The sequence below is a fragment of the Sterolibacterium denitrificans genome (assembly GCF_900174485.1).
Classification (GTDB): Bacteria; Pseudomonadota; Gammaproteobacteria; order Burkholderiales; family Rhodocyclaceae; genus Sterolibacterium; species Sterolibacterium denitrificans.
Window position 1 is genome coordinate 2,732,166 of record NZ_LT837803.1, and the last position, 23,939, is coordinate 2,756,104.

At 63.3% G+C, this 23,939-nt stretch carries 22 protein-coding genes; 14 read left to right on the forward strand and 8 right to left on the reverse strand.

All coding sequences use genetic code 11. The features are described 5' to 3' along the window. Nucleotides 1-58 precede the first annotated feature (58 nt). The gene (locus SDENCHOL_RS12330; RefSeq protein WP_067170180.1) at nucleotides 59-526 is read left to right on the forward strand and encodes a helix-turn-helix domain-containing protein; all 468 of its coding nucleotides are present in this window, start codon (nucleotides 59-61) and stop codon (nucleotides 524-526) included. Then, nucleotides 523-1,098 (forward strand): PIN domain-containing protein, encoded by a 576-nt coding sequence (locus tag SDENCHOL_RS12335; protein ID WP_067170182.1) that lies wholly within the window; start codon nucleotides 523-525, stop codon nucleotides 1,096-1,098. The genes SDENCHOL_RS12330 and SDENCHOL_RS12335 overlap by 4 nt, the downstream gene beginning before the upstream one ends. 443 nt (nucleotides 1,099-1,541) lie before the next feature. Here the strand turns inward: SDENCHOL_RS12335 and SDENCHOL_RS12340 are convergent, their stop codons facing one another. The 6 genes from SDENCHOL_RS12340 to SDENCHOL_RS12365 form a co-directional block, all read right to left on the reverse strand. Beyond that, on the reverse strand, nucleotides 1,542-3,221 hold the full coding sequence (locus SDENCHOL_RS12340; RefSeq protein ID WP_231912981.1) for an HD domain-containing phosphohydrolase: 1,680 nt from the start codon (nucleotides 3,219-3,221) through the stop codon (nucleotides 1,542-1,544). A gap of 46 nt (nucleotides 3,222-3,267) precedes the next feature. Further along, a complete protein-coding gene (locus SDENCHOL_RS12345) occupies nucleotides 3,268-5,634 on the reverse strand; it encodes an ATPase, T2SS/T4P/T4SS family (protein WP_408022500.1) in 2,367 nt (788 codons plus the stop codon). A 130-nt stretch (nucleotides 5,635-5,764) separates the two neighbouring features. Next, nucleotides 5,765-6,376, reverse strand: coding sequence for an FHA domain-containing protein (locus SDENCHOL_RS12350; RefSeq protein ID WP_067170188.1), 612 nt, complete (start codon nucleotides 6,374-6,376; stop codon nucleotides 5,765-5,767). 290 nt (nucleotides 6,377-6,666) lie between these two features. Then, nucleotides 6,667-7,560: a succinate--CoA ligase subunit alpha gene (gene sucD / locus SDENCHOL_RS12355; protein ID WP_067170191.1), complete on the reverse strand. Its 894-nt coding sequence runs from the start codon at nucleotides 7,558-7,560 to the stop codon at nucleotides 6,667-6,669. Between the two features lie 9 nt (nucleotides 7,561-7,569). After that, entirely contained in the window at nucleotides 7,570-8,736 is a 1,167-nt protein-coding gene (gene sucC, locus SDENCHOL_RS12360) for an ADP-forming succinate--CoA ligase subunit beta (RefSeq protein ID WP_067170194.1), read from the reverse strand. Nucleotides 8,737-8,864: 128 nt separating this feature from the next. Further along, nucleotides 8,865-9,434: a DUF2889 domain-containing protein gene (locus tag SDENCHOL_RS12365; RefSeq protein WP_067170197.1), complete on the reverse strand. Its 570-nt coding sequence runs from the start codon at nucleotides 9,432-9,434 to the stop codon at nucleotides 8,865-8,867. A gap of 176 nt (nucleotides 9,435-9,610) precedes the next feature. On the opposite strand from SDENCHOL_RS12365, the gene SDENCHOL_RS12370 reads away from it, so the two are divergent. The 4 genes from SDENCHOL_RS12370 to SDENCHOL_RS12385 all read left to right on the forward strand — a co-directional run bounded on the left by SDENCHOL_RS12370 (nucleotide 9,611) and on the right by SDENCHOL_RS12385 (nucleotide 13,714). Further along, a complete protein-coding gene (locus SDENCHOL_RS12370; RefSeq protein WP_067170200.1) occupies nucleotides 9,611-11,560 on the forward strand; it encodes a peptidase U32 family protein in 1,950 nt (649 codons plus the stop codon). 115 nt (nucleotides 11,561-11,675) lie between these two features. Then, complete coding sequence (locus SDENCHOL_RS12375; protein ID WP_154717243.1) at nucleotides 11,676-12,431, forward strand: energy transducer TonB; 756 nt, start codon at nucleotides 11,676-11,678, stop codon at nucleotides 12,429-12,431. Nucleotides 12,432-12,433: 2 nt separating this feature from the next. Then, nucleotides 12,434-13,279, forward strand: a complete 846-nt coding sequence (locus SDENCHOL_RS12380) for a MotA/TolQ/ExbB proton channel family protein (RefSeq protein ID WP_083522846.1) — start codon at nucleotides 12,434-12,436, stop codon at nucleotides 13,277-13,279. 18 nt (nucleotides 13,280-13,297) lie between these two features. After that, nucleotides 13,298-13,714: an ExbD/TolR family protein gene (locus SDENCHOL_RS12385; protein WP_067170207.1), complete on the forward strand. Its 417-nt coding sequence runs from the start codon at nucleotides 13,298-13,300 to the stop codon at nucleotides 13,712-13,714. Nucleotides 13,715-13,774: 60 nt separating this feature from the next. Here the strand turns inward: SDENCHOL_RS12385 and SDENCHOL_RS12390 are convergent, their stop codons facing one another. Beyond that, nucleotides 13,775-14,362 (reverse strand): transferase hexapeptide repeat family protein, encoded by a 588-nt coding sequence (locus SDENCHOL_RS12390; RefSeq protein WP_067170210.1) that lies wholly within the window; start codon nucleotides 14,360-14,362, stop codon nucleotides 13,775-13,777. A gap of 73 nt (nucleotides 14,363-14,435) precedes the next feature. On the opposite strand from SDENCHOL_RS12390, the gene msrA reads away from it, so the two are divergent. The 3 genes from msrA (at nucleotide 14,436) to SDENCHOL_RS12405 (ending at nucleotide 17,108) form a co-directional block, all read left to right on the forward strand. Next, nucleotides 14,436-15,017: a peptide-methionine (S)-S-oxide reductase MsrA gene (gene msrA, locus SDENCHOL_RS12395; protein ID WP_231912982.1), complete on the forward strand. Its 582-nt coding sequence runs from the start codon at nucleotides 14,436-14,438 to the stop codon at nucleotides 15,015-15,017. A 72-nt stretch (nucleotides 15,018-15,089) separates the two neighbouring features. Continuing rightward, nucleotides 15,090-16,736 (forward strand): NAD+ synthase, encoded by a 1,647-nt coding sequence (locus SDENCHOL_RS12400; RefSeq protein WP_067170213.1) that lies wholly within the window; start codon nucleotides 15,090-15,092, stop codon nucleotides 16,734-16,736. A gap of 33 nt (nucleotides 16,737-16,769) precedes the next feature. After that, nucleotides 16,770-17,108, forward strand: coding sequence for a P-II family nitrogen regulator (locus SDENCHOL_RS12405; protein WP_067170216.1), 339 nt, complete (start codon nucleotides 16,770-16,772; stop codon nucleotides 17,106-17,108). A 46-nt stretch (nucleotides 17,109-17,154) separates the two neighbouring features. On the opposite strand, the gene trxB is transcribed toward SDENCHOL_RS12405, so the two are convergent. After that, nucleotides 17,155-18,114 carry a thioredoxin-disulfide reductase gene (gene trxB, locus SDENCHOL_RS12410; RefSeq protein WP_067170219.1) on the reverse strand — a complete coding sequence of 320 codons (960 nt, stop codon included), beginning with the start codon at nucleotides 18,112-18,114 and terminating at the stop codon, nucleotides 17,155-17,157. Nucleotides 18,115-18,301: 187 nt separating this feature from the next. Between trxB and SDENCHOL_RS12415 the strand changes: the two genes are divergently transcribed. The 5 genes from SDENCHOL_RS12415 to SDENCHOL_RS12435 all read left to right on the forward strand — a co-directional run bounded on the left by SDENCHOL_RS12415 (nucleotide 18,302) and on the right by SDENCHOL_RS12435 (nucleotide 23,909). After that, a complete protein-coding gene (locus tag SDENCHOL_RS12415; protein ID WP_154717244.1) occupies nucleotides 18,302-18,985 on the forward strand; it encodes a Crp/Fnr family transcriptional regulator in 684 nt (227 codons plus the stop codon). Between the two features lie 95 nt (nucleotides 18,986-19,080). Continuing rightward, nucleotides 19,081-19,467 (forward strand): hypothetical protein, encoded by a 387-nt coding sequence (locus SDENCHOL_RS12420; protein ID WP_067170224.1) that lies wholly within the window; start codon nucleotides 19,081-19,083, stop codon nucleotides 19,465-19,467. Between the two features lie 164 nt (nucleotides 19,468-19,631). Further along, entirely contained in the window at nucleotides 19,632-21,932 is a 2,301-nt protein-coding gene (locus tag SDENCHOL_RS12425) for a DNA translocase FtsK (protein WP_154717245.1), read from the forward strand. After that, nucleotides 21,929-22,564 (forward strand): outer membrane lipoprotein chaperone LolA, encoded by a 636-nt coding sequence (gene lolA, locus SDENCHOL_RS12430; protein ID WP_067170230.1) that lies wholly within the window; start codon nucleotides 21,929-21,931, stop codon nucleotides 22,562-22,564. The genes SDENCHOL_RS12425 and lolA overlap by 4 nt, the downstream gene beginning before the upstream one ends. Further along, nucleotides 22,548-23,909 carry a replication-associated recombination protein A gene (locus SDENCHOL_RS12435; RefSeq protein WP_067170232.1) on the forward strand — a complete coding sequence of 454 codons (1,362 nt, stop codon included), beginning with the start codon at nucleotides 22,548-22,550 and terminating at the stop codon, nucleotides 23,907-23,909. The genes lolA and SDENCHOL_RS12435 overlap by 17 nt, the downstream gene beginning before the upstream one ends. Nucleotides 23,910-23,939 lie beyond the last annotated feature (30 nt).

A 23,939-nucleotide genomic window follows, 5' to 3' on the forward strand; every position in this document is an offset into this window, starting at 1 on the left:
AATTTCGTTTATTTTGAATAGACTGATGCCAGAACTGCTTTTAACTTAGGAGTGAGCCATGGTCACCACCGCCCAATCCAAAATGACGCTACCTGCCGCACGGGAAGTGCAGGCGGCTGTTCAAGGTCAGCGCGCATTAGCCGCGTACCTGGCAACGCGCTCCGAAACACAACATATTCAGATCTTCGATGACCGGAACCAAGCCCGCCAAATAGAGTTGCCCACTTCAGCACTACGTCTGCTGGTCGATATTTTGGCCGAGTTGGCCGATGGCAACGCGGTGAAAGTCGTGCCCGTCCATGCAGAGCTGACGACTCAAGAGGCTGCGGACATGCTCAATGTCTCCCGTCCTCATTTGGTCAAGCTGTTGGAGGATGGCGCATTGCCGTTCCACCGAGCGGGCAAACACCGCCGGGTGAGATTCGCAGATTTGATGCAGTACAAGGATGCTCGTGAACGCGCCAGCGAAGAGGCCATGACCGAACTCGCTCGTCAGGCGCAAGAGTTGGGCATGGGGTACGAATGAGACACTCCCCCTTCACTGCCATCTTTGATGCCTGCGTTCTCTATCCTGCGCCACTGCGTGACTTTCTGATGTGGTTAGGCTTGTCAGGACGGTTCCGTGCCCGCTGGAGTCGAGATATTCATGAGGAGTGGAAACGCAATTTACTGCTCAACAGGTCCGATTTCACACGTGCACAACTGGATCGCACATCGGAACTGATGGATCGCGCAATCCCTGATGGACTGGTGGATGGGTATCAATATCTCATTACAGGACTAACGCTGCCCGATCCTGACGATCGTCATGTTCTGGCTGCGGCGATCCGCTGCGGTGCCAGCGTGATCGTTACATTCAACCAACGAGATTTTCCTGCGGAGCTACTGACTTCCTACGGCGTGGAATCTCAGCACCCTGATGAATTTGTAGACAATCTCTTCAGCCTCGATGCGGCAGCGGTAGTCGCTGCCGCACAACGCCAACGCGCTCAGCTCAAGAACCCGCCTACCAACGTCGATAGTTACCTGGAAATTCTGTTTCGGCAGGGGCTGGTTCAGTCAGCCAAAGCCCTGGCGACCTATCGTGCCATTCTATAAATGCGACGCGCGTTCAGAAATACAAATACAGTGATACCCAAGAAGGGGTTACCCGACGCAACGCACCGCGCTCTGTCCGTTGGACTGTGACGCTTTTCAGTCCCCTCTGCGCCGCCGAGCGCAGCGAGTGCCGGGCGGGGGTTTCCGGTTTCGTTGTCCGAGCGTAGCGAGTTTAGGGAAGCACTGAATCAGTCCGTTCGCCCTGAGCCCGTCGAAGGGCAGGCTTTGCAACCTGCTGAGTTTGTTACATCCCCCGCTCATGGTTCGACAAGCTCACCACGAACGGAGGGCTTATTCAGAATTTCCTTAGAAACCGACCGCCCGGCACTGGCGGAGCGAAGGAAGCCCGCAGGGCCGGCAAAGCGGCAGGAGCCCGAAGGGCGGGGCCACCCGTAGAGGTGGAGCGAGTCCCGGCTTCAGCGCACCGTCAAACCTGTCTTACCTCAGACTCGATACCCCGGAATCCTGCTTTCATCCACGGTGTCGATCTGTTCGGGGTGCAGGTATTGGTTCGCGTAGTCCCGATAGACCCGCTGGCGGATGAAGATGTCGAAGAGGTCGGGGTCGATGTGGCCGTTTTCGCGGAATTTGCCGAGGATGTGCAGGGATTCGGAAAGCGTCTTGCCCGGTTTGTAGGGACGATCCTTGGCGGTGAGGGCTTCGAAGATGTCGGCAATGGCCATGATGCGGGCCTGGATGGACATTTCTTCGCGCTTGAGGCCCTTGGGGTAGCCCTTGCCGTCCATGCGCTCGTGGTGGCCGCCGGCGAATTCGGGCACGCGGCGCAGGTGGCGCGGCCAGGGCAACTGTTCGAGCATGCGGATGGTGGCGACGATGTGGTGGTTGATGATTTCGCGCTCGGCGGCGGTCAGGGTGCCGGCGCGGATGGAGAGGTTTTCGATTTCGTCCGGGTCGAGGAAGTCCCTGGTTTCAGCGCTGCCGTTCTGCCAACGATAGCGGCTGGCGATGTCGCGCACGCGCTGCTGGTCGGCCGGGCTCATGGCTTCGCTGCCGATGTTTGCGCGATGGAGAAACTCGCGGTCGGCTTCGATTTGCGCCAGACGGGCGGCATAGGCCGTTTCAATCGCTTCGGCCTCGGCGGCTGACTGCGGTTCCGGCGCGGTCGGGCTCGCGGCTGCCACTGCGAGCTGTGGATCGCGCTGGGCGAGCTGGCTGCGCAGCAGTTCGATTTCGGCATCGCGCTTGAGCAGTTCGAAGCGCACGTCCAGGGCGTCGATGCGGTCGTAGAGGGTGTGCAGCTTGGTGGCCTTGTCGACGACATGCACGGGGGTGGTGATCTTGCCGCAATCGTGCAGCAGGCCGGCGATCTTCAGTTCGTAGCGGTCCGCCTCGTTCATGCGGAAACCGGCCAGCGGGCCGGTGGTGGTGGTGTGCGCGGCTTCGGCCAGCATCATGGTGAGGATGGGAACGCGCTCGCAGTGGCCACGGGTGTAGGGGGATTTTTCGTCGATCGCCAGGTTGATCAGGTTGATGAAGGATTCGAAGAGTCCTTCGAGCTGCAGGATCAACTGGCGATTGGTCAGGGCGATGGCGGCCTGCGAGGAGAGCGATTCGACCAGACGCTGGTCCGCCGCCGAGAACGGCACGACCTTGCCGCTGGCCGGCTCCAGGGCGTTGATCAGTTGCAGCACGCCGATCACCACGTTTTCGTGATTGCGCATCGGCACGGTGAGGAAGGAACGGGAGCGGTAGCCGGTATTTTCGTCGTACAGCCGCGTGCCGGAAAAATCGAAGCCCTGGGCGGTGTAGGCGTCTTCGATATTCACCGTCTCCACGTGGGTGGCGGCATAGACGGCCACCATGCTGTTGTTGGGCGCGCCGTGTTCGTCGGTATAGGGCAGGTTGGGAAAACCGATGGGATTGCCGGAGGTGCCGCCCAGCGCCACGCCCAGGGTGTCGTTGCGCAGGATTTCAAAGCGCAGCGCCTGTTCGTTTTCCGTGACGAGGTACAGCGTGCCGCCGTCGGCATGGGTGATGTCCTTGGCGGCAAGGAGGATTTTTTCCAGCAACGTGCTGATGTCGCGCTCGCTGGACAGCGCCGCGCCGATGGCATTGAGCTGTTCGAGACGGGCGAAGGTCGATGCTTGCAGATCAGCGGTCACGATTTTCCCCATCAAGCCAGCCTCGCCCCAGCTTTTCCCCGGCCTTTTACTTGATGCACACCGAGCGCACGGTCTTCAGATCGAGATGGCCTTGCAGCACTTTTTCCATGCCGTCCATCTTGAGGGTGGTCATGCCTTCCTCCAGGGCGCAGGCCAGCAGTTCGGCCACGCGGGCACCTTCCTGGATCAGTTTCTTCACCCGATCGCTGCCGAGCATCAGTTCGTGCAGACCCATGCGCCCCTTGTAGCCGGTTTCGTTGCAGGTGACGCAGCCGCGCGGGCGGTAGAGCGTGAATTTGCCGTTTTCGGCATAGCTGTTCAGCCAGCGCTGATAGATGGCATCCCTGGCGGCATCGGCATCCTTGAGGAAAGCTTCGGTGCGCTGCAGCTCGGTGCAGTATTCCTTGATGAACAGGCGCATCTCGTCCTCGTCCGGGGTGTAGGGCTCCTTGCATTTGCACAGCCGCTTGGCCAGGCGCTGTGCAAGGATGCCGAGCAAGGCGTCGGAGAAGTTGAACGGGTCCATGCCCATGTCGATCAGACGGACGACGGATTCCGGCGCGCTGTTGGTGTGCAGGGTGGCGAAGACCAAATGGCCGGTGAGCGAGGCTTCGATGCCGATGCCGGTGGTTTCGGCATCGCGCATTTCACCGACCATGATGATGTCCGGGTCGGCGCGCAGGAAGGCGCGCATCACCATGGCGAAGTCGATGCCGGCCTTGCGGTTGACCTGGACCTGGCGCAGGCCCTTCTGGGTGATTTCGACCGGGTCTTCGGCCGTCCAGATCTTGGTTTCGCTGGTGTTGAGATATTTCAGCACCGAATGCAGGGTGGTTGTTTTACCGGAGCCGGTCGGGCCGCAGACAAAGAACAGGCCGTAAGGCTTGGAGATCGCGCTTTTCAGGCGATCCAGGTTTTCCGGCAGGACGCCCAGCTTGTCGAGCGGGATCGGCTCGCCGCCGGCGAGGATGCGCATGACCACGTCTTCGCCGCCCACGGAGGGAATGGTGGCGACCCGCAGCTCGATGTCGACCGGGCCGAATTTCTTGAACTTGATCTTGCCGTCCTGGGGTTTGCGGCGCTCGGAGATGTCGAGATCGCACATGATCTTGATGCGCGCCACCATGGCATTGCGGTAGCTGGCCGGCACTTCGATGTACTTGAACAGCGAGCCGTCGCGGCGGAAGCGGACCAGGGTCTTTTCCTTGCCGGGAGACGGCTCGATGTGGATGTCCGATGCGCCCTGCTGGTAGGCATCGATGATGATCTTGTTGACCAGCTTGACGAGTTCGTTGTCGGCGGCGGCGGAAACGTCGCTTGCCGACGACTCGCTGCCTTCATCGTCGTCGGCCATGCTGGTCAGCAGATCATCGACGGAAGAGCTGTCGCCCTCGGCGGCCTGGGCGCCGAAGAAGGCATCCAGCGTCTGTCTGAATTCACTCAGGGTGCTGACGCGATAGGCCAGCTTGCTCCGGGGAAAGATGTTGCTGACGACCCGCGAGTTCATCAACTGTTCGGGGTCCATCGCCATGATGACGGTGCCTTCGCTGGTTTCTTCCAGCGGCAGCCATTGGTTCTGTTCGAGGTAGTCGCGCTTGAGGTTCTTCAGCAGATCCATCGGCTTGACCCGGTCGGCCTTGTAAGGCTCGTAGGGCACGTTGAAGAATTTGGCGAGGGCCGCGCCGATGGCTGCCAGCTTGACCTGGAATTCGCTGATCAGCACCGATTCGATGTCGGTATTCTTGCGCCGCGCCGAGCGGATCGCCAGTTTCAGTTCCTGCGCGGAGATGACCGCATCGTTGACCAGGTTGTCGTACTTGGTCTTGCTTGCCGACAGCTTCGCGCGTTGCGAGAAGGCAATCGCCAGGGTTTCGCACAGCCCCTTGAGGCCTTCGACCACCTGGTTGGAAAACGGCTCGTCGGCCTTGTTGTTAATGACCTGCACCACGCCGACCACGTCGCCGTCGGTCGTGGCGACGGGTGCGACCAGCATCTGCTTGGTGCGGTAGCCGGTGCGCTTGTCGACTTCCTGCAGGAAGTGCAGGTTTTCATGGTAGGACTTGAGCTCGGCGTCATCATAGACATCGCTGATGTTGATCAGTTGACGCGACAACGCGGCGTAGCCGGCAATGCTCTGATCGGTGATCGGCAGCTTGAGATCCTTGAAGGAGTTCAGGCCGGTCTTGACCTTGGAGACGATGGCGGTCTTGTCCTCGCTGACCGCATAGATGGTCAGGCGGTCGGCATTGAACAGGCTGCACAGGTCCTGCGACAGCTCCAGCATGATTTCATCGATGTTGTTCGTCGCATGGATCTTGTTGGTGACGGCCTGCAGATTCTTGAAAAACATCAGCCGCTTGCTGACATCGCCAATGCTGCCGCCTGCCTGAACGGACTCTGATTTCGCGCTCACATTCAACTCCTGCTGCTTTTATGGTTTTTTATCAGTAAGAAGGCCGGATCCTCCGCAGCCGATCGCGTCCCTGGCTGAAGCTCCGCATGATACCCCAGCCCGCGCCGCCCACCCTGCGCAGCATCAAGACTCAAGCCTTGAAAAAGAACTCCATCTTGACGCCGGCCAGCTCGATGATGTCATGATCATTGAGCAGATGCGCCTGGGCATCGAGCATGCTGCCGTTGATCGCGGGAAAGCTCTCGCCCTCGACGTGGGTGATGAAATATCCCTGCGGTCGGCGGGCGATGGCGGCGACCTGGACGCCCGGCTTGCCGAGCGTGCAGAGGTTCTTGCTGAGCGCCAGTTCCTTGCCGGCACTGGCGCCGGAAAGGATTTGCAGCGCTGCCGGCGGAATGGCGTCCCGCACTGGCGCCGGTGTCGGCGTGCGTTGCGCTTCCGCCGCATCGGCAGCCCTGAGATAGGTCAGGCGATATTTTCCCAGGTTGATGACGTCGCCATGTTGCAGCAGATGCCTTTTGACCGGCAGGCCATTCACCTGGGTGCCGTTGGTGCTGCCGAGATCCTCGATGCAGGCGCAGGCGTCCTGCTGCTGCCGGACGATGACCGCGTGCTCGCCGCTGATCGCCAGGTTGTCGATCTGGATGTCGTTGTGCGGTTTGCGGCCGATCGTGGTCCGCTCCCTGGTCAGCGGAACTTCGCGAAGCACCATGCCTTCCAGGCTGACTACGATTTTTTCCATCTCGCTTGCCTCATCTTGCCTGAACCGGATTGCCGGGTTTCCGGATCTTCATGACGAACAAAGTACGCAACAAAGTTTCTTTCGCCGAAACAGCAGGCTGGCAGCAATTCTTGCAGTCACGGCTCAGGACAGTCAAACACTTTTTCCGGCTTCCGGCAAATTTGCCGCCAAAATGAAAACGGGAACCGAGGACTGAGAACCGAAAAACCGGAAACGAAAAAGCCACGCTCATCACTGGCGTGGCTTTTTCGTTGGAACCGGCTGCCGGCGAGGCCAGCCGGCGCAGAACATCAGAGCATGGCTTTGAGCAGCTTGGCCATTTCCGAAGGATTGCGGGTGACCTTGAAGCCGCACTCTTCCATGATGGCGAGCTTGGCATCCGCCGTGTCGGCGCCGCCGGAGATCAGCGCGCCGGCATGGCCCATGCGCTTGCCCGGAGGCGCGGTGACGCCGGCGATGAAGCCGACGATGGGCTTCTTCATGTTCTCCTTGCACCAGCGCGCGGCTTCGGCTTCGTCGGGGCCGCCGATTTCGCCGATCATGATGACCGCATCGGTATCGGGATCGTCGTTGAACATGCGCATCACGTCGATGTGCTTGAGGCCATTGATCGGGTCGCCGCCGATGCCGACCGCCGAGGACTGGCCCAGGCCGATTTCGGTGAGCTGGGCGACGGCTTCATAGGTCAGCGTGCCGGAGCGCGAAACCACGCCGATGCGGCCCTTGCGATGGATGTGGCCGGGCATGATGCCGATCTTGATTTCGTCCGGCGTGATCAGGCCGGGGCAGTTGGGGCCGAGCAGCAGGGTTTCCTTGCCGCCGTTGGCGACTTTCTGTTTCATCCTGTTGCGCACCACCAGCATGTCGCGCACGGGAATGCCTTCGGTGATGCAGATCGCCAGATCGAGGTTGGCCTCGCAGGCTTCCCAGATCGCATCGGCAGCCCCTGCCGGCGGCACGTAGATCACCGAGACGGTGGCGCCGGTTTCAGCGGCGGCTTCCTTCACCGAGGCGTAGATGGGGATATCGAAGATTTTCTCGCCCGCCTTCTTCGGGTTGACCCCGGCGACGAAGCATTCCTTGCCGTTGGCGTATTCCTGGCATTTCTCGGTGTGGAACTGACCGGTCTTGCCGGTGATGCCCTGGGTGATGACCTTGGTGTTCTTGTTGATGAGTATCGACATGGTGACTCCTTACTTGCCGGCGACAGCGGCCACTGCCTGCTGCGCCGCCTCTGCCATGGTGTCGGCGGAAATGATGGGAAGGCCGGAATTCTTGAGGATTTCCTTGCCCAGATCCTCGTTGGTGCCCTTCATGCGCACCACCAGCGGTACCGACAGATGCACTTCCTTGGCCGCGGCGACCACGCCGGTGGCAATGGTGTCGCACTTCATGATGCCGCCGAAGATGTTGACCAGGATGCCCTTGACCTTGGGGTTCTTCAGCATGATCTTGAAGGCTTCGGTGACTTTCTCGGTGGTGGCGCCGCCGCCCACGTCGAGGAAGTTGGCCGGCTCCGCGCCGAACAGCTTGATGGTATCCATGGTGGCCATGGCCAGACCGGCGCCATTCACCAGGCAGCCGATGTTGCCGTCGAGCGAAATGTAGGCCAGGTCGAATTTGGAAGCCTCGATTTCGTCCGGATCCTCTTCATCCAGATCGCGATAGGCGACGATCTCGGGATGGCGAAAGAGCGCGTTGGAATCGAAGTTGAACTTGGCGTCGAGCGCCTTGATGTTGCCGTTGCCTTCGAGAATCATCGGGTTGATCTCGGCCAGGCTGGCATCGGTTTCCATGTAGCAGGTATACAGGCCGCGAATCAGTTCGGTAGCGCGGGTCACCGAGGCGGCCGGCACGCCGATGCCGAAGGCCAGGTTGCCGGCCTGCTTCTCGGTCAGGCCGATGAGCGGATCGACGAACTCCTTGAGGATCTTTTCCGGGTGGCTGTGGGCGACTTCCTCGATGTCCATGCCGCCTTCGGAGGATGCCATCACCACTACCTTCTGCGTGGCGCGATCGGTCAGCACGGCCAGATAGTATTCCTTCTGGATGTCCGCGCCTTCTTCGATCAGCAGGCGATTCACCTTCTGGCCTTCCGGGCCGGTCTGGTGGGTGATCAGCTGCATGCCGAGAATGTCGGATGCGTACTTGCGCACTTCTTCGAGCGACTTGGCGACTTTCACGCCGCCGCCCTTGCCGCGCCCGCCGGCGTGAATCTGCGCCTTGACGACCCATACCTTGCCGCCGAGTTCCTCGGCGACCTTGACGGCCTCGTCGACCGATAGCGCTGGCTTGCCGCGCGGTGTCACGACGTTGAACTTCCTCAAAAGCTCCTTGCCCTGATACTCATGGATTTTCATGCGTTTTCCTTGCTGAATGAAACAATAAAACCGAATAAAACCAGTTGGATTGCGAAAAATAATCCTCAAGCCCCCCGGCCGCGCCGTCCGTCCGGACTAGGCCGCCGACCACCTGCAATTGCCGCACATCAATCCTTTTTCCGTGCGTCCTCACCTTCCCCGCGATACCACAGCGGGTAGTAGCGCCTGACGATTTCCGTCGTCGTTTCCAGCGCATGGCATTTGTCGAGTGGAAACGGCTTCTGGCCGGCGTCGTAACCCGTCGTCTCGGTCATGTCGCTGGCGAAAGTCTGGAAGGCCACGGCCGGCAGCACCATCAGCAGCTCGGTGAGGTGGGAGCAGCCTTTCACCGAGCCGAACAATTCATGCACGTTGCGACGGAAATCGCGCATCAGGTTGAGTCCGACCAGCTTTTGATAGCTCGGCGCGATGCGCTCGCAACCCGGATAGGGCACGGCCGCCGAATGCGCCTCGGCGGCGACGACATTGAAGCGCTGGTCGATGGTGATGCGCACCCACATGTCGTGCACCGCATCGCCGGCCTTGCGGATGCCGGAACCCAGCGAGTAGTCGTGATCCTTGGTATCGGTCAGCCGGCCTTCGATGTCCCACAGGCCATCCTCGCGCTTCCAGCCTTCGAGTTGGATGCGCCGGTTGTGAATTTTTCTGCGCGCGGCAGTTGGTGGTGAAAGCGGCATGGAATCAAACAGTTAATGCGCCAATCCGGACGCATCGAGCCGGAAATGATAGCACGGCCGGACGCGCCCGAGGCGCGGTGCGATGCAGTCGCCGGCGGCGAGGCGGCAGATCGGCGGCGGCAGCGCGCCGCGCCGTACAGCGTTTAAAATCCGCGGTCATTTTGCTGCGGCACGCCATGAACCCCACTCCCGCTGCCAACCGGCGCAGCCTCGAACTGCTCGCGCCGGCCAAAAACCTCGAATACGGCATCGCCGCCATCGATCACGGCGCCGATGCCGTGTATATCGGCGGGCCGGCATTCGGCGCGCGCCACGGCGCCGGCAACGGCGTGGCCGAGATCGCGCGGCTGACGCGCTACGCCCACCGCTTCGATGCCCGCGTCCTGGTGGCGCTGAATACCATCCTGACCGATGACGAACTGTCCGAGGCCGAACGCCTGATCCATGAACTGCACGCGGCGGAGGTGGATGCCCTGATCATCCAGGACATGGGGTTGCTGGAACTCGACCTGCCGCCGATCCAGTTGCATGCCAGCACCCAGTGCGACATCCGCACGTCGGCCAAGGCGCGTTTTCTGCAGGATGTCGGCTTTTCGCAGATGGTGCTGGCGCGCGAGCTGAATCTGCAGCAGATCCGCGCCATCGCCGCGCAGACCGAAGCCGTGCTGGAATTCTTCATCCACGGCGCGCTGTGCGTGGCCTACAGCGGCCAGTGCTACATCAGCCATGCCCATACCGGACGCAGCGCCAATCGCGGCGAATGCTCGCAGGCCTGCCGCCTGCCCTACACCCTGCAAGGGCCGGATGGCACGCTGATCGCCCAGGACAAGCATCTGCTGTCGATGAAGGACAACGACCAGAGCGCGAACCTGCGCGCGCTGATCGAGGCCGGCATCCGCTCCTTCAAGATCGAAGGCCGGCTGAAGGATCTGTCCTACGTCAAGAACATCACCGCCCACTACCGCCAACTGCTCGACGGCATCCTCGATGAACTGCCGGCCGATGCGGGCTATCGCCGCGCCTCCAGCGGCCGGAGCACGTACACCTTCACGCCGCGCCCGGCAAAAACCTTCAATCGCGGCGCCACGGATTATTTCCTCCAGGGACGCCAGGCCGACATCGGCGCGTTCGACAGTCCCAAGTTTGCCGGCCCGGCGATCGGCCAGGTCACGGCGGTCGGCGAGCGGCATTTCGATGTCGCGCTGCCGCACGATGCGGAAGAAGGCAGCCAGGAAGAACTCCACAATGGCGACGGCCTGAGTTATTACACCGCCGACGGCGTGCTGGCCGGCCTGCGGGTGAATCGCGTGGACGGCGCGCGCGTGCATGTGGCTGAAGCAATCGACCGCCTGGCGGTCGGCACCACCCTGTATCGCAACCGCGATCAGGCTTTCGAGCGCCTGCTCGCCGGCCACTCCGCCGAGCGCAGGATCGCCGTGCGGATGCGGCTGGAACAGAACGCGGCCGGCCTGCGCCTGACGCTCGCGGATGAAACCGGCATCAGCGGCAGCGCCACGCTGGAACACGCCCTGACGCCCGCGCGCGAGGCCGGTACGGCCCTGGCCGCGCTGCGCAAGGGCCTGAGCAAGCTGGGCGAGACGATTTACCGCTTGCGCGACGCGACCGATCTGCATATCGATCTCGCCACGCCCTGCTTCCTGCCCGCCGCCAGCATCAACACCCTGCGCCGCACAGCAGCAGCCGATCTCGACCAAGCACGCGCCGCCGCCTGGCAGCGCCCGCCACGCGCCCCCGAAATCAGCCCGCCGCCCGTCTATCCCGAGCGCGAACTGAGCTACCTGGGCAACGTTCTGAATGCCCGGGCGCGCGACTTCTACGCGCGCCATGGCGTGGCAGTGATCGCCAAGGCCTATGAAAGCAACCGGGAACAGGGCGAGGTTTCACTGATGATCACCAAGCACTGCCTGCGCTACAGCTACAACCTCTGCCCCAAGCAGGTGAAAGGCATCCGCCCCGAGCCGATGACCCTGATCCAGGGCAGGGACCGCCTGACCCTGCGCTTCGACTGCAAGCCTTGCGAGATGCACGTCATCGGCCCGTCCAGACAACCGGACAACGCGCGCAGCATCCCGATACTGCCGCATGCCGAACAGCGCAACCGCTGAACTGCCGCGGCCCCGGTGCCTGCGATGCGCCTGCAGCACGATTGACCACTATTGACATCTCCCGGCAATTTAATGAGAATAGTTATCATTTGTCAAAACACTGCTGAGGTTTCCCGTGCGTCAGGCACGTCCCTGGGTTCATTTCCCGTCACCGTCACGGTATGCGGCGCGCTTCGCCAAAACGCCGGGCATGCTGCCGGGCGCGTTGCTATGGTATGAACCCTGGCGCATTTCACGCACCGGCCTGATACTGGTCGTTGCAGCGCATCTGGCGCTGCTGTGGGCCCTCACCCGGATCAGTGCGCCATCCGCATTGCCGCTGCTGCCGGTAGCGCCGGTGTTGAGCGTCGACCTGCTGATGCCCAGCGTCAGCGTGGCGCCGCCGCAGAAAATCGAAGTCCCCGACGAGCCCGTGGTACGGCCGCCCGTCGTGCGGCCAACCCCAGTCCGGCAACCGGCACCGCCCGCCCCCGTGCTGACGACCAGCGCAACGACCGCCATGGAAGCAGCGCCCCCGATTGAACCGCCCAGCCCGGCAGCGGAAGAACCACAGCCGGCCGAAACCGCGCCTCCCCCGGCCGCAGCGCCCCAGCCGCCTCGCTTCGATGCAGCCTATCTGGACAATCCGCGTCCGGTCTACCCGACGCTGTCGCGGCGCATGGGCGAGCAGGGCACGGTGCAACTGCGCGTCCAGGTCGACGCCAATGGCCAGCCGCTGGACGTGAAGCTGCACAGCAGCAGCGGCTCGCCACGCCTGGACAACACCGCCATCGAAGCCGTGCGCCGCTGGCGCTTCGTGCCGGCCCGGCTGGGCAACAAACCCGTTGCCGCCAGCGTCATCGTACCTATCGTTTTCTCTCTCAAGGATTGACCATGGAAACCACCTCGAACTCACTGTCCTCACTGGGATTCGGTCACTTTCTGGCGCAGGCGGATGGCATCAGCAGCTTCATCCTGCTGATCATGCTGGTCATGTCCGTCGGCACCTGGTACCTGATCATCGCCAAGGGCTTGCGGCTGTTTTTTGCCCAGCACCGCAGCAAGATTTTTCTGAAGGACTTCTGGGGTGCCGCAAGCCTCGACGCCGTGGCGCGCCAACTGCGTGAAACCGGCGTCACCGAGCCTTTCTCGCACCTGGTGCATCATGGCTTCACGGCCGTCGAACAGCACTGCGCCGCTGGTTGCGACGATTGCGAAGGCAAGAAGCCGCGCGGCTTGATCGATGCCGGCACGCCCGACGAATTTCTCACCCGCGCCCTCAAGCGCGCCATCGCCCAGGACAAGGCGCGCATGGAGCACGGCCAGACCTTTCTTGCCACGGTGGCGTCCTCGGCGCCCTTCATCGGCCTGTTTGGCACCGTCTGGGGGATTTATCATGCCCTGCTCGCCATCGGCATGAGCGGACGCAGCAGCCTCGACCAGGTCGCCGGCCCGGTAGGCGAAGCCCTGATCATGACCGCACTGGGTCTGGCCGTGGCGATTCCTGCCGCCGTCGCCTACAACGCCTTCGCCCGCGCCAGCCGCAATACCCTGGCCGAGCTGAATTCATTCGCCCACGATGTGTTCACCTTCCTCGCCACCGGCTTCAAGAGCGGTCCGACGAATGCGGCGGAAAACGTCATGGCCACCTCGGACCGCATCATCGCCCGCTATCGCAATTCGGACGAAGCAACGCCGGCCCCGAGCGCCGCGCCCATCAAGTCGGCTGCCGCCGCCTGAACCTGAGGAGCATTTCTTATGTCCTTCGGTACCCTGACGGATGAAGACGGCGACGAAGCGCTGACCGAAATCAACATGATTCCGTTGATTGACGTGATGCTGGTGCTGCTGGTGATTTTCATCGTTGCCGCGCCCCTGCTGCAGCACTCGGTGAATATCGATCTGCCCCAGGCCTCCTCCACGCCACTGACGGCCGAGCCGGAAGCCGTGCGCCTGAGCATCGACGCCGAATCGCGGCTCTACTGGAATGACGCGCCGCTGGCCGAGGAGGCGCTGACCGCGCGATTCGGCGAGATGGCAGCGCAATCGCCGCAGCCGCAGTTGCAGCTCGCCGCCGCGCGCAGCACGCCCTACGAAAAAGTCGCCGAGGTGATGAGTGCTGCCGCTCGCGCCGGGCTGACGCGCATCGGTTTCATCACCGAACCATCCAACTGAAATTCCACGGCGATCGCAGGGGCAGGTTTCAAGCCCGCCCCTGCGTTGCGCTGCCCGCTGCTACTTCCGCCATTGCGTGCGCAATTGCAGGCGCCCTTCATCCGCGCCGGTCAATGCGCTGGTCTCCGCCATGCCCGCCAGACAGCGCCGCGCCAGTTCCTGGTAAGTCTGCGTGCCGCGCGTCTTGCGGCCGACCTCGTCCTCGCCGAGCTCGCGCACGACCCGCCCCGGCACACCGGCCACCAGCACGCGCGGTGGAATCCGCATGCCCGCCTTGACGAAGCAGGAAGCGGCCACGATGGCCGACTCGCCGATTTCCACCTCGTCCATGATCACCGCATTCATCCCGACCATCACGTTGCGGCGCACGGTGCAGCCATGCAGCACGGCGCCATGGCCGATATGGCCGTTTTCCTCGACCACGGTATCGGTGCCCGGATAACCATGCATCACGCAGCCGTCCTGAACATTGCTGCCGCCCATGACGACGAGGCGGCCAAAATCGCCGCGCAGCGAAGCACAGGGGCCGATATAGCAATTCGCGCCGATGATCACATCGCCGATCAGCACCGCCGACGGATGCACGAAAGCGCTTGGATCGACAACGGGAATCAAACCTTCGAAAGCATAGACGCGTGGCGGGATCATGAGCATTCCTGCGCTGGGACGAAAAAACGCAGGATAATGAAAGCCGGCAGGGAATGACAGCCCGGGAAGGAAAATGATGAACGCCGCCGCATCCGCCATGCCCACCGCCACGTCCACCGACAGCGCGCTGGAAACCGCCACGCTGGGCGGTGGCTGCTTCTGGTGCCTGGAAGCCATTTTCAGCCGCCTGCGCGGCGTCGTCTCGGTGGAGTCCGGCTATAGCGGCGGACACGTCGCCGATCCCGACTATGCAACAGTCTGCACCGGCGACAGCGGCTATGCCGAAGTCGTGCGGATACGCTTCGATCCGGAGCTGATCCGCTACGGCGACTTGCTTGAAGTCTTCTTCGCCATCCATGACCCGACCACGCCGGATCGCCAGGGGCACGACGTCGGCAGCCAGTATCGCTCCGTCATCCATACCCATGGCGCCGCGCAGGAACGCAGCGCCCGCGAAGCCATTGCCGCCCTCGACGCCGCGCAGAGCTTTCCCGCGCCCATCGTCACCCAGGTGCAGCCGGCGGAACGGTTTTATCCCGCCGAGGAGGAACACCGGAACTACTACGCCAACCATCCCCACCAGGGGTATTGCCTGACCGTGGTAGCGCCCAAGCTGGTGAAGTTCCTGCGGCAGTTCGCCGAGCGCCTGAAATGATCGCAGCGCCGACCCGGCAGGCTAGAATCCGGGTTCGCCGACACTCCCTGCAACGATCCACGCCCCAGACTCATGAGCCGACTGCGCATTGCCATCGCCCAGATCGATTGTCTCGTTGGCGACTTCAGCGGCAATGCCGAACGCATCCTCGCCGCTGCCGCCCGCGCCAGCGAGCTGGGCGCCGACCTGCTGCTGACGCCCGAACTGGCGCTGAGCGGCTATCCGCCGGAAGACCTGCTGCTGCGGCCGGATTTCCACCGCGTGGCAGCCCATGAGCTGCAGATACTGGCCCGCCGCGCCGCCGAACGAGCGCCCGGCCTGGCCCTGCTGGTGGGCCATCCGGAAGCGCGTGACGACCTGCGCTTCAACGCCGCCTCGCTGCTGCAGGACGGCCGCATCACCGCCACCTATCACAAGCAGAATCTGCTCGATCAGCAGGTGTTCGACGAGCGGCGCTATTTTTCCGCCGGAACCCGGCCCTGCGTGCTGACGCTCAAGGGCGTGCGCTGCGGCGTGAACATCTGCGCCGATATCTGGGAGCCGGGCGCTGCCGAGAGTACCCGCGCGGCAGGCGCCGAGCTGCTGCTGGTGCTCAACGCCTCGCCTTTTCATCCCGATAAAACCGCGCAGCGCCATGAGGTCCTGCGCGCACGCATCGCCGCCACCGGCATGCCGGCGATTTACGCCAACCTCGTCGGTGGCCAGGACGAACTGGTCTTCGACGGCGCATCCTTTGCGCTCGACGCCCAGGGCCGGCTCACCCATCAACTGCCGGCCTGCGAGGAAGCGCTGGCCATCGTCGAGTATCGCGACGGCCGACTGCTGCCGGGAGAGGCGGAGGCAGCGATCGCCACGACCCCTTCCACCGAAGCCGCGATCTATGCCGCGCTCAAGCTGGGCGTGCGCGACTACATCGACAAGAACGGTTTTCCCGGCGCCATCATCGGTTTTTCCGGCGGAGTCGATTCGGCGCTGGTACTGGCGATTGCCGTCGATGCCCTGGGCGCGGAACGGGTGCGCGCGGTGATGCTGCCTTCACCCTACACCTCGCAGATGAGCCTCGACGATGCGCGCGCCATGGCGCGCAATCTCGGCGTGCGCTACGACGAAATCCCCATCGCGCCGGCCATGCAGACTTTTTCCGCGCTGCTTGCGCCGCAGTTCGCCGACCTGCCGGACAATCCCCTGGATACCACGGCGGAAAACCTGCAGGCGCGCATCCGCGGCATGCTGCTGATGGCGCTGTCCAACAAGACCGGCGCCATCGTGCTGACCACCGGCAACAAGAGCGAAATGGCGGTCGGCTATGCCACGCTGTACGGCGACATGGCGGGCGGCTTCGCGGTGCTCAAGGATGTCTGCAAAACCCTGGTCTATCGCCTCTGCCGCTACCGCAACGGCCTGCGCGCCGACATTCCGGAGAACATCCTGACGCGCGCGCCCTCGGCCGAGCTCAAGCCGAACCAGACGGACCAGGACACGCTGCCCGACTACGCCACGCTCGATGCCATCGTCACCGCCTACATGGAACAGGATCTCGGCCCGCGCGAGATCGTCGCCCTGGGCCATGCGGCGGCGGATGTGCGTCAGGTGCTCGCCCTGCTCAGGCGCAACGAATACAAGCGCCGCCAGGCGCCCGTCGGCATCCGCATCACCCGACGCGGCTTCGGCAGGGACTGGCGCTGCCCGATCACCTCGCGCCACCAGGACGAATGGTGAGCATGAGTTGCAACACCAACCACAGGAGCAAGCATGAAAAAGGTTGAAGCCATCATCAAGCCCTTCAAGCTCGACGAAGTACGCGAAGCGCTCTCCGAAATTTGCGTCTCCGGCCTGACCGTGACCGAGGTCAAGGGCTTTGGCCGGCAGAAGGGTCATACCGAGCTGTATCGCGGCGCCGAATACGTCGTCGACTTCCTGCCGAAAATCAAGCTCGAAATCGTCGTCGCCGACGACAGCGTCGATGCCGTGATCGAAGCCATCATCAAGGCGGCACGCACCGGCAAGATCGGCGACGGCAAGATATTCGTCTCGCCGATCGAGCAGATCGTGCGCATCCGCACGGGTGAAACCGATGAGGCAGCCATCTGAGGCTGCCGTGACCATTGCAGCCGTTGCGGCTGCGCTATCGGAAATATCAGCCCAGGTTGTCGAGATAGCGCTCGGCGTCGAGCGCTGCCTGGCAGCCGGTGGCCGCGCTGGTGATGGCCTGGCGATAGACATGATCCTGCACGTCGCCGGCAGCGAAAACGCCCGGCCGGCTGGTCGCCGTGGCATTGCCGTGGCGTGAGCCGCGGGTGATGATGTAGCCATCTTCCATGTCGAGCTGGCCGACGAACAATTCGGTATTCGGCCGATGGCCGATGGCGATGAACACGCCCTGCACCGCCAGCTCCTCGGTCGCACCGCTGTTGACGTTCTTCAGCCGCATGCCGGTCACCCCGCTCTGGTCGCCAAGCACTTCGTCCAGGGCGCTGTTCCACTTGATCGTCACCTTGCCGGCCTTTTCCTTTTCGAACAGCTTGTCCTGCATGATCTTTTCGGCGCGCAGCTTGTCGCGGCGGTGAATCAGGGTGACGTGGCTGGCGATGTTGGCCAGATACAGCGCCTCTTCCACGGCCGTATTGCCGCCGCCGACCACGGCGACGCGCTGATTCTTGTAGAAAAAGCCGTCGCAGGTCGCGCAGGCCGAAACGCCGCGCCCCATGTACGCCTCCTCGGAGGGCAGACCCAGGTATTGCGCCGAAGCGCCGGTGGCGATGATCAGCGCATCGCAGGTATAGCTGCCGGCATCGCCGATCAGGGTCATCGGCCGGCTGTCGAGCCGGGCGGTATGGATGTGATCGAAGACGACCTCGGTGTTGAAACGCTCGGCATGCTTCAGGAAGCGCGCCATCAATTCCGGCCCTTGCACGCCATCGGCATCCGCCGGCCAGTTGTCGACTTCCGTGGTGGTCATCAACTGGCCGCCCTGCGCCAGGCCGGTGATCAGCAGCGGCTGCAGGTTGGCACGCGCGGCATACACGGCAGCGGTATAACCGGCCGGACCGGAGCCAAGGATCAGCAGGCGCGTGTGGCGAGTGGGGCGGGTCGTCATCTTGGGGCTCCATGAAGAATAAACAGGAAGCGCAGATTATACTGGCCGGTGTTTCCGAACCGCCCCATCGCACCAATCCATACCAATCCGCAGCCAATGCCCTGCCCCGCGTCCGGCAGGCATTCCATTCGGCAAGGCCATGAAACATTCCAACACACCAATAACCAGCAACATCAAGGAGGAGCCGATGCGCCCAGCAATGCCTGTTTCTACCGTTGCCCTGCGCACCCTGCCGGTGTTCGAAACGCTGAGTCACGAACGCCTCGAGGAAATCGCCCACTATGCGCGCCTGCTGCAGGTTGCCCGCAACACCGAGGTGATGCACGCCGGCGATGCCACCAATGACATCTACGTCGTCCTGACCGGCACCCTGAAAGTTCAGATGAGCGACCAGGAAGGGCGCGAAGTGATCCTCTCGCAGCTCGGCCATGGCGACATGTTCGGCGAAATGGGCGCCATCGACGACCACCCACGCTCGGCCACCGTGGTCACCACCCAGCCCTGCGATCTGGTGGTGATTCCCAAGGAGGATTTCAAACGCTGCCTGGCCAGCAATTTCGATGTCGCCCTGTACATCATCCGCAGCCTAATCAAGCGCCTGCGCGATGCCGATCGCAAGATCGAGAGCCTGGCCCTGGTCGACGTCTTCGGCCGCGTGGCGCGTCTGCTGATCGACATGTCGGAAGAATGCGACGGGCGCCGCGTCGTCACCAAGCACATCACCCGCCAGGACATTGCCAAGACGGTCGGCGCCTCGCGCGAAATGGTCAGCCGCGTGATGCGCGACCTGCAACTGCAGGGGCTGATCGAGGAAACCAGCGACGGCCGCATCTGGCTGCGCGCGGACATCGAAAGCGGCAGCGCCACCTGAGGCGACCAATCGGCTCGCGGCACCCGCAGCTTCGCCACGTACTTTATGCCCTGCATCTTGCACTCGTTGTTTCACGCCAACCCCGCCATCACGCCATGACACTTGCAGACTACATCGCCCAGCCGCCGTCATCCGGTGAAACCGGCCTGGCCCTGCAGCCGTTTCTCGATACGCCGGTGTATTTCAACCAGCCGCCGGAAAATCGCGCGCAGACGCTGACTTCCAGCGCCGACGTCGATTGGCCGCTGGAAGCCAAGCGCATCGGCGAACTGGTGACGCTGGTGTTCTACACCGACCCTGCGCACCGGCGCCTGGAACAGCCCTGCGCCACGCTGCCGTTGCGCGAATGCCTGCAAATCAGTTTCGACTTCCCCGGCGCCGATGCGATCGCGCTGGTGAATCCGGACATGCGCTGGAAATCCTTCCGCAAGGAAGATTTCGAACGCCTGCTGAATGCCGTGCCCGGCGGCGGCTACCGCTGACGCGTCGGTTCCCGATCCCTGAATCCAGCGGCGGCCTCGGTATAATCGCGCGATGTACGCAATGCACACGATGCGCACGCCATCCGCACCGAACCTGCTGCCATTGTTTCCCCGTCCTTGTCCCTATTCCCTCCCATTCCCTTACTCCAGCCGGAGCTGACCCCATGGCCGCACTGAATGCCAACCAGCCCTTGCCGGAAAAAATCGTTGCCCTGCTGCAGGAAGCACGCTGGCTGGTGCTGGGCGCGCTGGCGCTGTATCTGATCCTGATCCTCGCCGGCTTCACGCCGAGCGATCCCGGCTGGTCGCATGCCGCCACTGCAGAGCACATTGCCAATCCCGGCGGCCGTCTCGGCGCCTGGCTGGCCGATCTGCTGCTCTATCTGTTCGGCATTTCGGCCTGGTGGCTGGTGCTGTTTCTACTGTTTGCCGTTGCCTGGGGCTATCGCCGCCTCGACAATCTCGTTCCCTCGGCCATTCCCATTTCACGCCGCGACCGGCGCCCCTTCCTGGTCGCCCTGCTCGGTTTCGCCCTGCTGCTGGCTGGCAGTTGCGGCATCGAGGCCATGCGTTTCCATACTTCCCAAGCGCTGCTGCCACTGATGCCGGGCGGCATGCTCGGTCACGAGATTGGTCGCCTGGCCACGGCCCAACTGGGTTTCAGCGGTGGCACGCTGATCCTGATCGCGCTCTTCGCCGCCGGCGTCAGCCTGTTTACCGGCTTGTCCTGGCTGCGCATCGCCGAAGGCACGGGCGCCCTGCTGGAAATGACGCTGCAGAAGACCTTGCAACTCTGGCAGGACTGGCAGGACCGGCGCATCGGCCGCAACATCGCCCAGCAGCGCGAAGCGGTGGTCGAACAGGAGCGCAAGAAGATCGAGGAGCTACCGCCGATCAGGATCGAGCCGCAATCCCTGGACGTGCCGCTCGCGCCCAAGGCCGAACAGCGCATCGCGAAGGAACGCCAGGCACCGCTGTTCTTCGAGGGGGCGCTGCCGCCCTTGCATCTGCTCGACGAAGCGGCCCACAACAGCATCGACCTGCCCGACAACGAAACCCTGGAATTCACTTCCCGCCTGATCGAGCGCAAGCTGGCCGATTTCGGCGTCAACGTGCAAGTACTCGCCGCCTATCCCGGCCCGGTGGTGACACGCTATGAGATCGAGCCGGCCATCGGCATCAAGGGCAGCCAGATCGTCAATCTGGCCAAGGATCTGGCGCGCGCCCTGTCGCTGGTCAGCATCCGCGTCGTCGAAACGATTCCCGGCAAATCCTGCATGGCGCTGGAACTGCCGAACCCGCAACGCCAGACCGTGCGCCTGACCGAGATCATCGGCTCCAAGGCCTATCACGGCATGCACTCGCCGCTGACGCTGGCGCTGGGCAAGGACATCGGCGGCAAACCCGTGGTGGCCGATCTGGCGAAGATGCCGCATCTGCTGGTGGCCGGCACCACCGGCTCGGGCAAGTCGGTGGGCATCAATGCGATGATCCTCTCGCTGCTCTACAAGTCCGAGCCGCAGGACGTGCGCCTGATCCTGGTCGACCCGAAAATGTTGGAGCTTTCGATCTACGAGGGCATTCCGCACCTGCTCGCCCCCGTGGTCACCGACATGAGCAAGGCCCACAACGCCCTGCACTGGTGCGTGGGCGAAATGGAAAAGCGCTACAGGCTGATGTCGGCGCTGGGCGTGCGCAACCTTGCCGGCTTCAACGGCAAGCTGCGCGAAGCCGAGAAGAAGGAAGAGCATATCCCCAACCCGTTCTCGCTCACGCCCGAAACACCCGAACCGCTCGCCACGCTGCCGCACATCGTGGTGATCATCGACGAGCTGGCCGACCTGATGATGGTGGTCGGCAAGAAGGTCGAGGAACTCATCGCCCGCCTGGCGCAAAAAGCGCGCGCGGCCGGCATCCACCTGATCCTGGCCACCCAGCGGCCCAGCGTGGATGTCATCACGGGTCTCATCAAGGCCAACATCCCGACGCGCATTTCCTTTCAGGTCTCGTCGAAAATCGACTCGCGCACCATTCTCGACCAGATGGGCGCCGAGGCCCTGCTGGGCCAGGGCGACATGCTCTATCTGGCGCCGGGCACCGGCCTGCCGCAGCGCGTGCATTGCGCTTTCGTGGCCGATGACGAAGTGCACCGCGTGGTCGAATACCTGAAGAAAGTCGGTGAACCCGACTATATCGAGGGCATCCTTGAAGCCCCGGCCGGTGAAGCGGCCGGCGGCGGCGAACTGGGCGGCGAAGCCGGCGATGAAGCCGATCCGATGTACGACCAGGCCGTCGAAGTGGTGCTGAAGACGCGCCGTCCGTCGATCTCCCTGGTGCAGCGCCATTTGCGCATCGGCTACAACCGCGCGGCCCGCCTGATCGAACAGATGGAACGCGCCGGCCTGGTTTCCGCAATGAATGCCGCCGGCAGCCGCGAAGTCCTGGTGCCGGAGCGCAGCGAATGATCTCCCCTCGCGCGCTGGCGCTGAAACTGCTGCTCGCCGGCCTCGCCTGCGCCGTCATGCTGCCGGCGACGGCCTCCGGCCCGGCGCAATTTCAGACCTTCATCAGCAGCACCCACAGCGCCCGCGCCCACTTCAGCCAGACGGTCACGGCCTTGTCCGGCCGCAAACCGCAGGTCTCGCAAGGCAGTTTGAGCTTCGCCCGCCCGGGACGCTTCCGCTGGGTCTATGAAACCCCCTACCATCAGTTGCTGGTCGGCGATGGCACGCGCCTGTGGATCTTCGACCGCGACCTCAACCAGGTGACCGTCAAGCAGCTCGGCCAGGCGCTCGGCGCCAGCCCGGCCGCCCTGCTCGCCGGCGACAATGCCCTCGACAGGAACTTCATCATCACCGATGCCGGCAGCGCCGACGGTCTGGAATTCATCGAAGCCATGCCGCGCAACAAGGAAGAAGGCGGCTTCGAGCTGGTGCGCATCGGCCTGCGCGACAATCTGCCGCAAGTGATGATCGTGCATGACAACTTCGGTCAGCAGACCACCCTGAACTTCCGCCAGTTCGAACGCAATCCCTCGCTGCCTGCCGAGTTGTTCCGCTTCACCCCGCCTGCGGGCGCCGATGTCCTCGGCGAGTGATCTGCTGACGGCAGCGCAGCCCGCCATGAGCCACGTGCCGCTGGCCGAACTGCTGCGCCCCGGCAGCCTGGACGAAGTGGTCGGACAAAGCCATCTGCTCGGCCCCGGCAAGCCGCTGCGCCTGGCTTTCGAGGCGCGCACGCCGCATTCGATGATCCTCTGGGGCCCGCCCGGCGTCGGCAAGACCACGCTCGCGCGCCTCATGGCCACGGCTTTCGATGCCGAATTCATCAGCCTGTCGGCGGTATTTTCCGGCGTCAAGGACATCCGCGAGGCCATGCAGCAGGCCGAACTGAACCGCGCGCGCAGCGGCCGCCCGACCCTGCTGTTCGTCGATGAAGTGCATCGCTTCAACAAGGCCCAGCAGGATGCCTTCCTGCCCTACGTCGAAGCCGGCGTGGTCACCTTCATCGGCGCGACCACCGAGAATCCCTCCTTCGAAGTGAATTCCGCGCTGCTCTCGCGCGCCGCCGTGTATGTGCTGAAAACGCTCTCCGCCGAGGAGCTCGATCAGATCATCGAACGCGCCAGTCAAAAGATAACCGGACTGGCGTTCACGCCCGAAGCGCGCGCCCGGCTGATCGGCCATGCCGACGGCGATGCCCGCCGCCTGCTGAACGTCCTCGAACAGCTGCGCACGGCCGCCACGGCGGCAAACATCCAGCAGATCGACACGGACTTTCTCGATCAGGCCCTGGCTGCGGATCTGCGCCGCTTCGACAAAGGCGGCGACAGCTTTTACGACCAGATTTCAGCGCTCCACAAATCGGTGCGCGGCTCCGACCCCGATGCCGCGCTGTACTGGTTCTGCCGCATGCTCGACGGCGGCGCCGATCCGCTGTATCTCGGCCGGCGCATGGTGCGCATGGCCAGCGAGGACATCGGCCTGGCCGATCCGCGCGCCCTGGAAATCAGCCTCAACGCCTGCGCGGTGTATGAACGCCTGGGCTCGCCGGAAGGCGAGCTGGCGTTGGCCCAGGCCATCATCTACCTGGCGGTGGCCGCCAAATCGAACGCCAGCTACCTCGCCTATAATGCGGCGCGCGCTTTCGTCGCCAAGGACCAATCCAGGCCGGTGCCCGAACATCTGCGCAATGCGCCGACCCGGCTGATGAAGGAACTCGGCTACGGCAAGACCTACCGCTATGCCCACGACGAGCCGGAAGCCTACGCGGCCGGTGAGAACTACTTTCCTGCCGGCCTGCGGCCGCCCGGCTGGTACCAGCCCACCCCGCGCGGCCTGGAGCAGAAAATCGCCGAGAAACTCGCCCGCCTGCGCGAACTCGACCGCCAGGCAAAGCAATCAGGCAAACCCAAGCCAGGCAAACCAGACAAAACCGAATGATCGGAACCCGCCCCAACAGCTCTTTCAGGA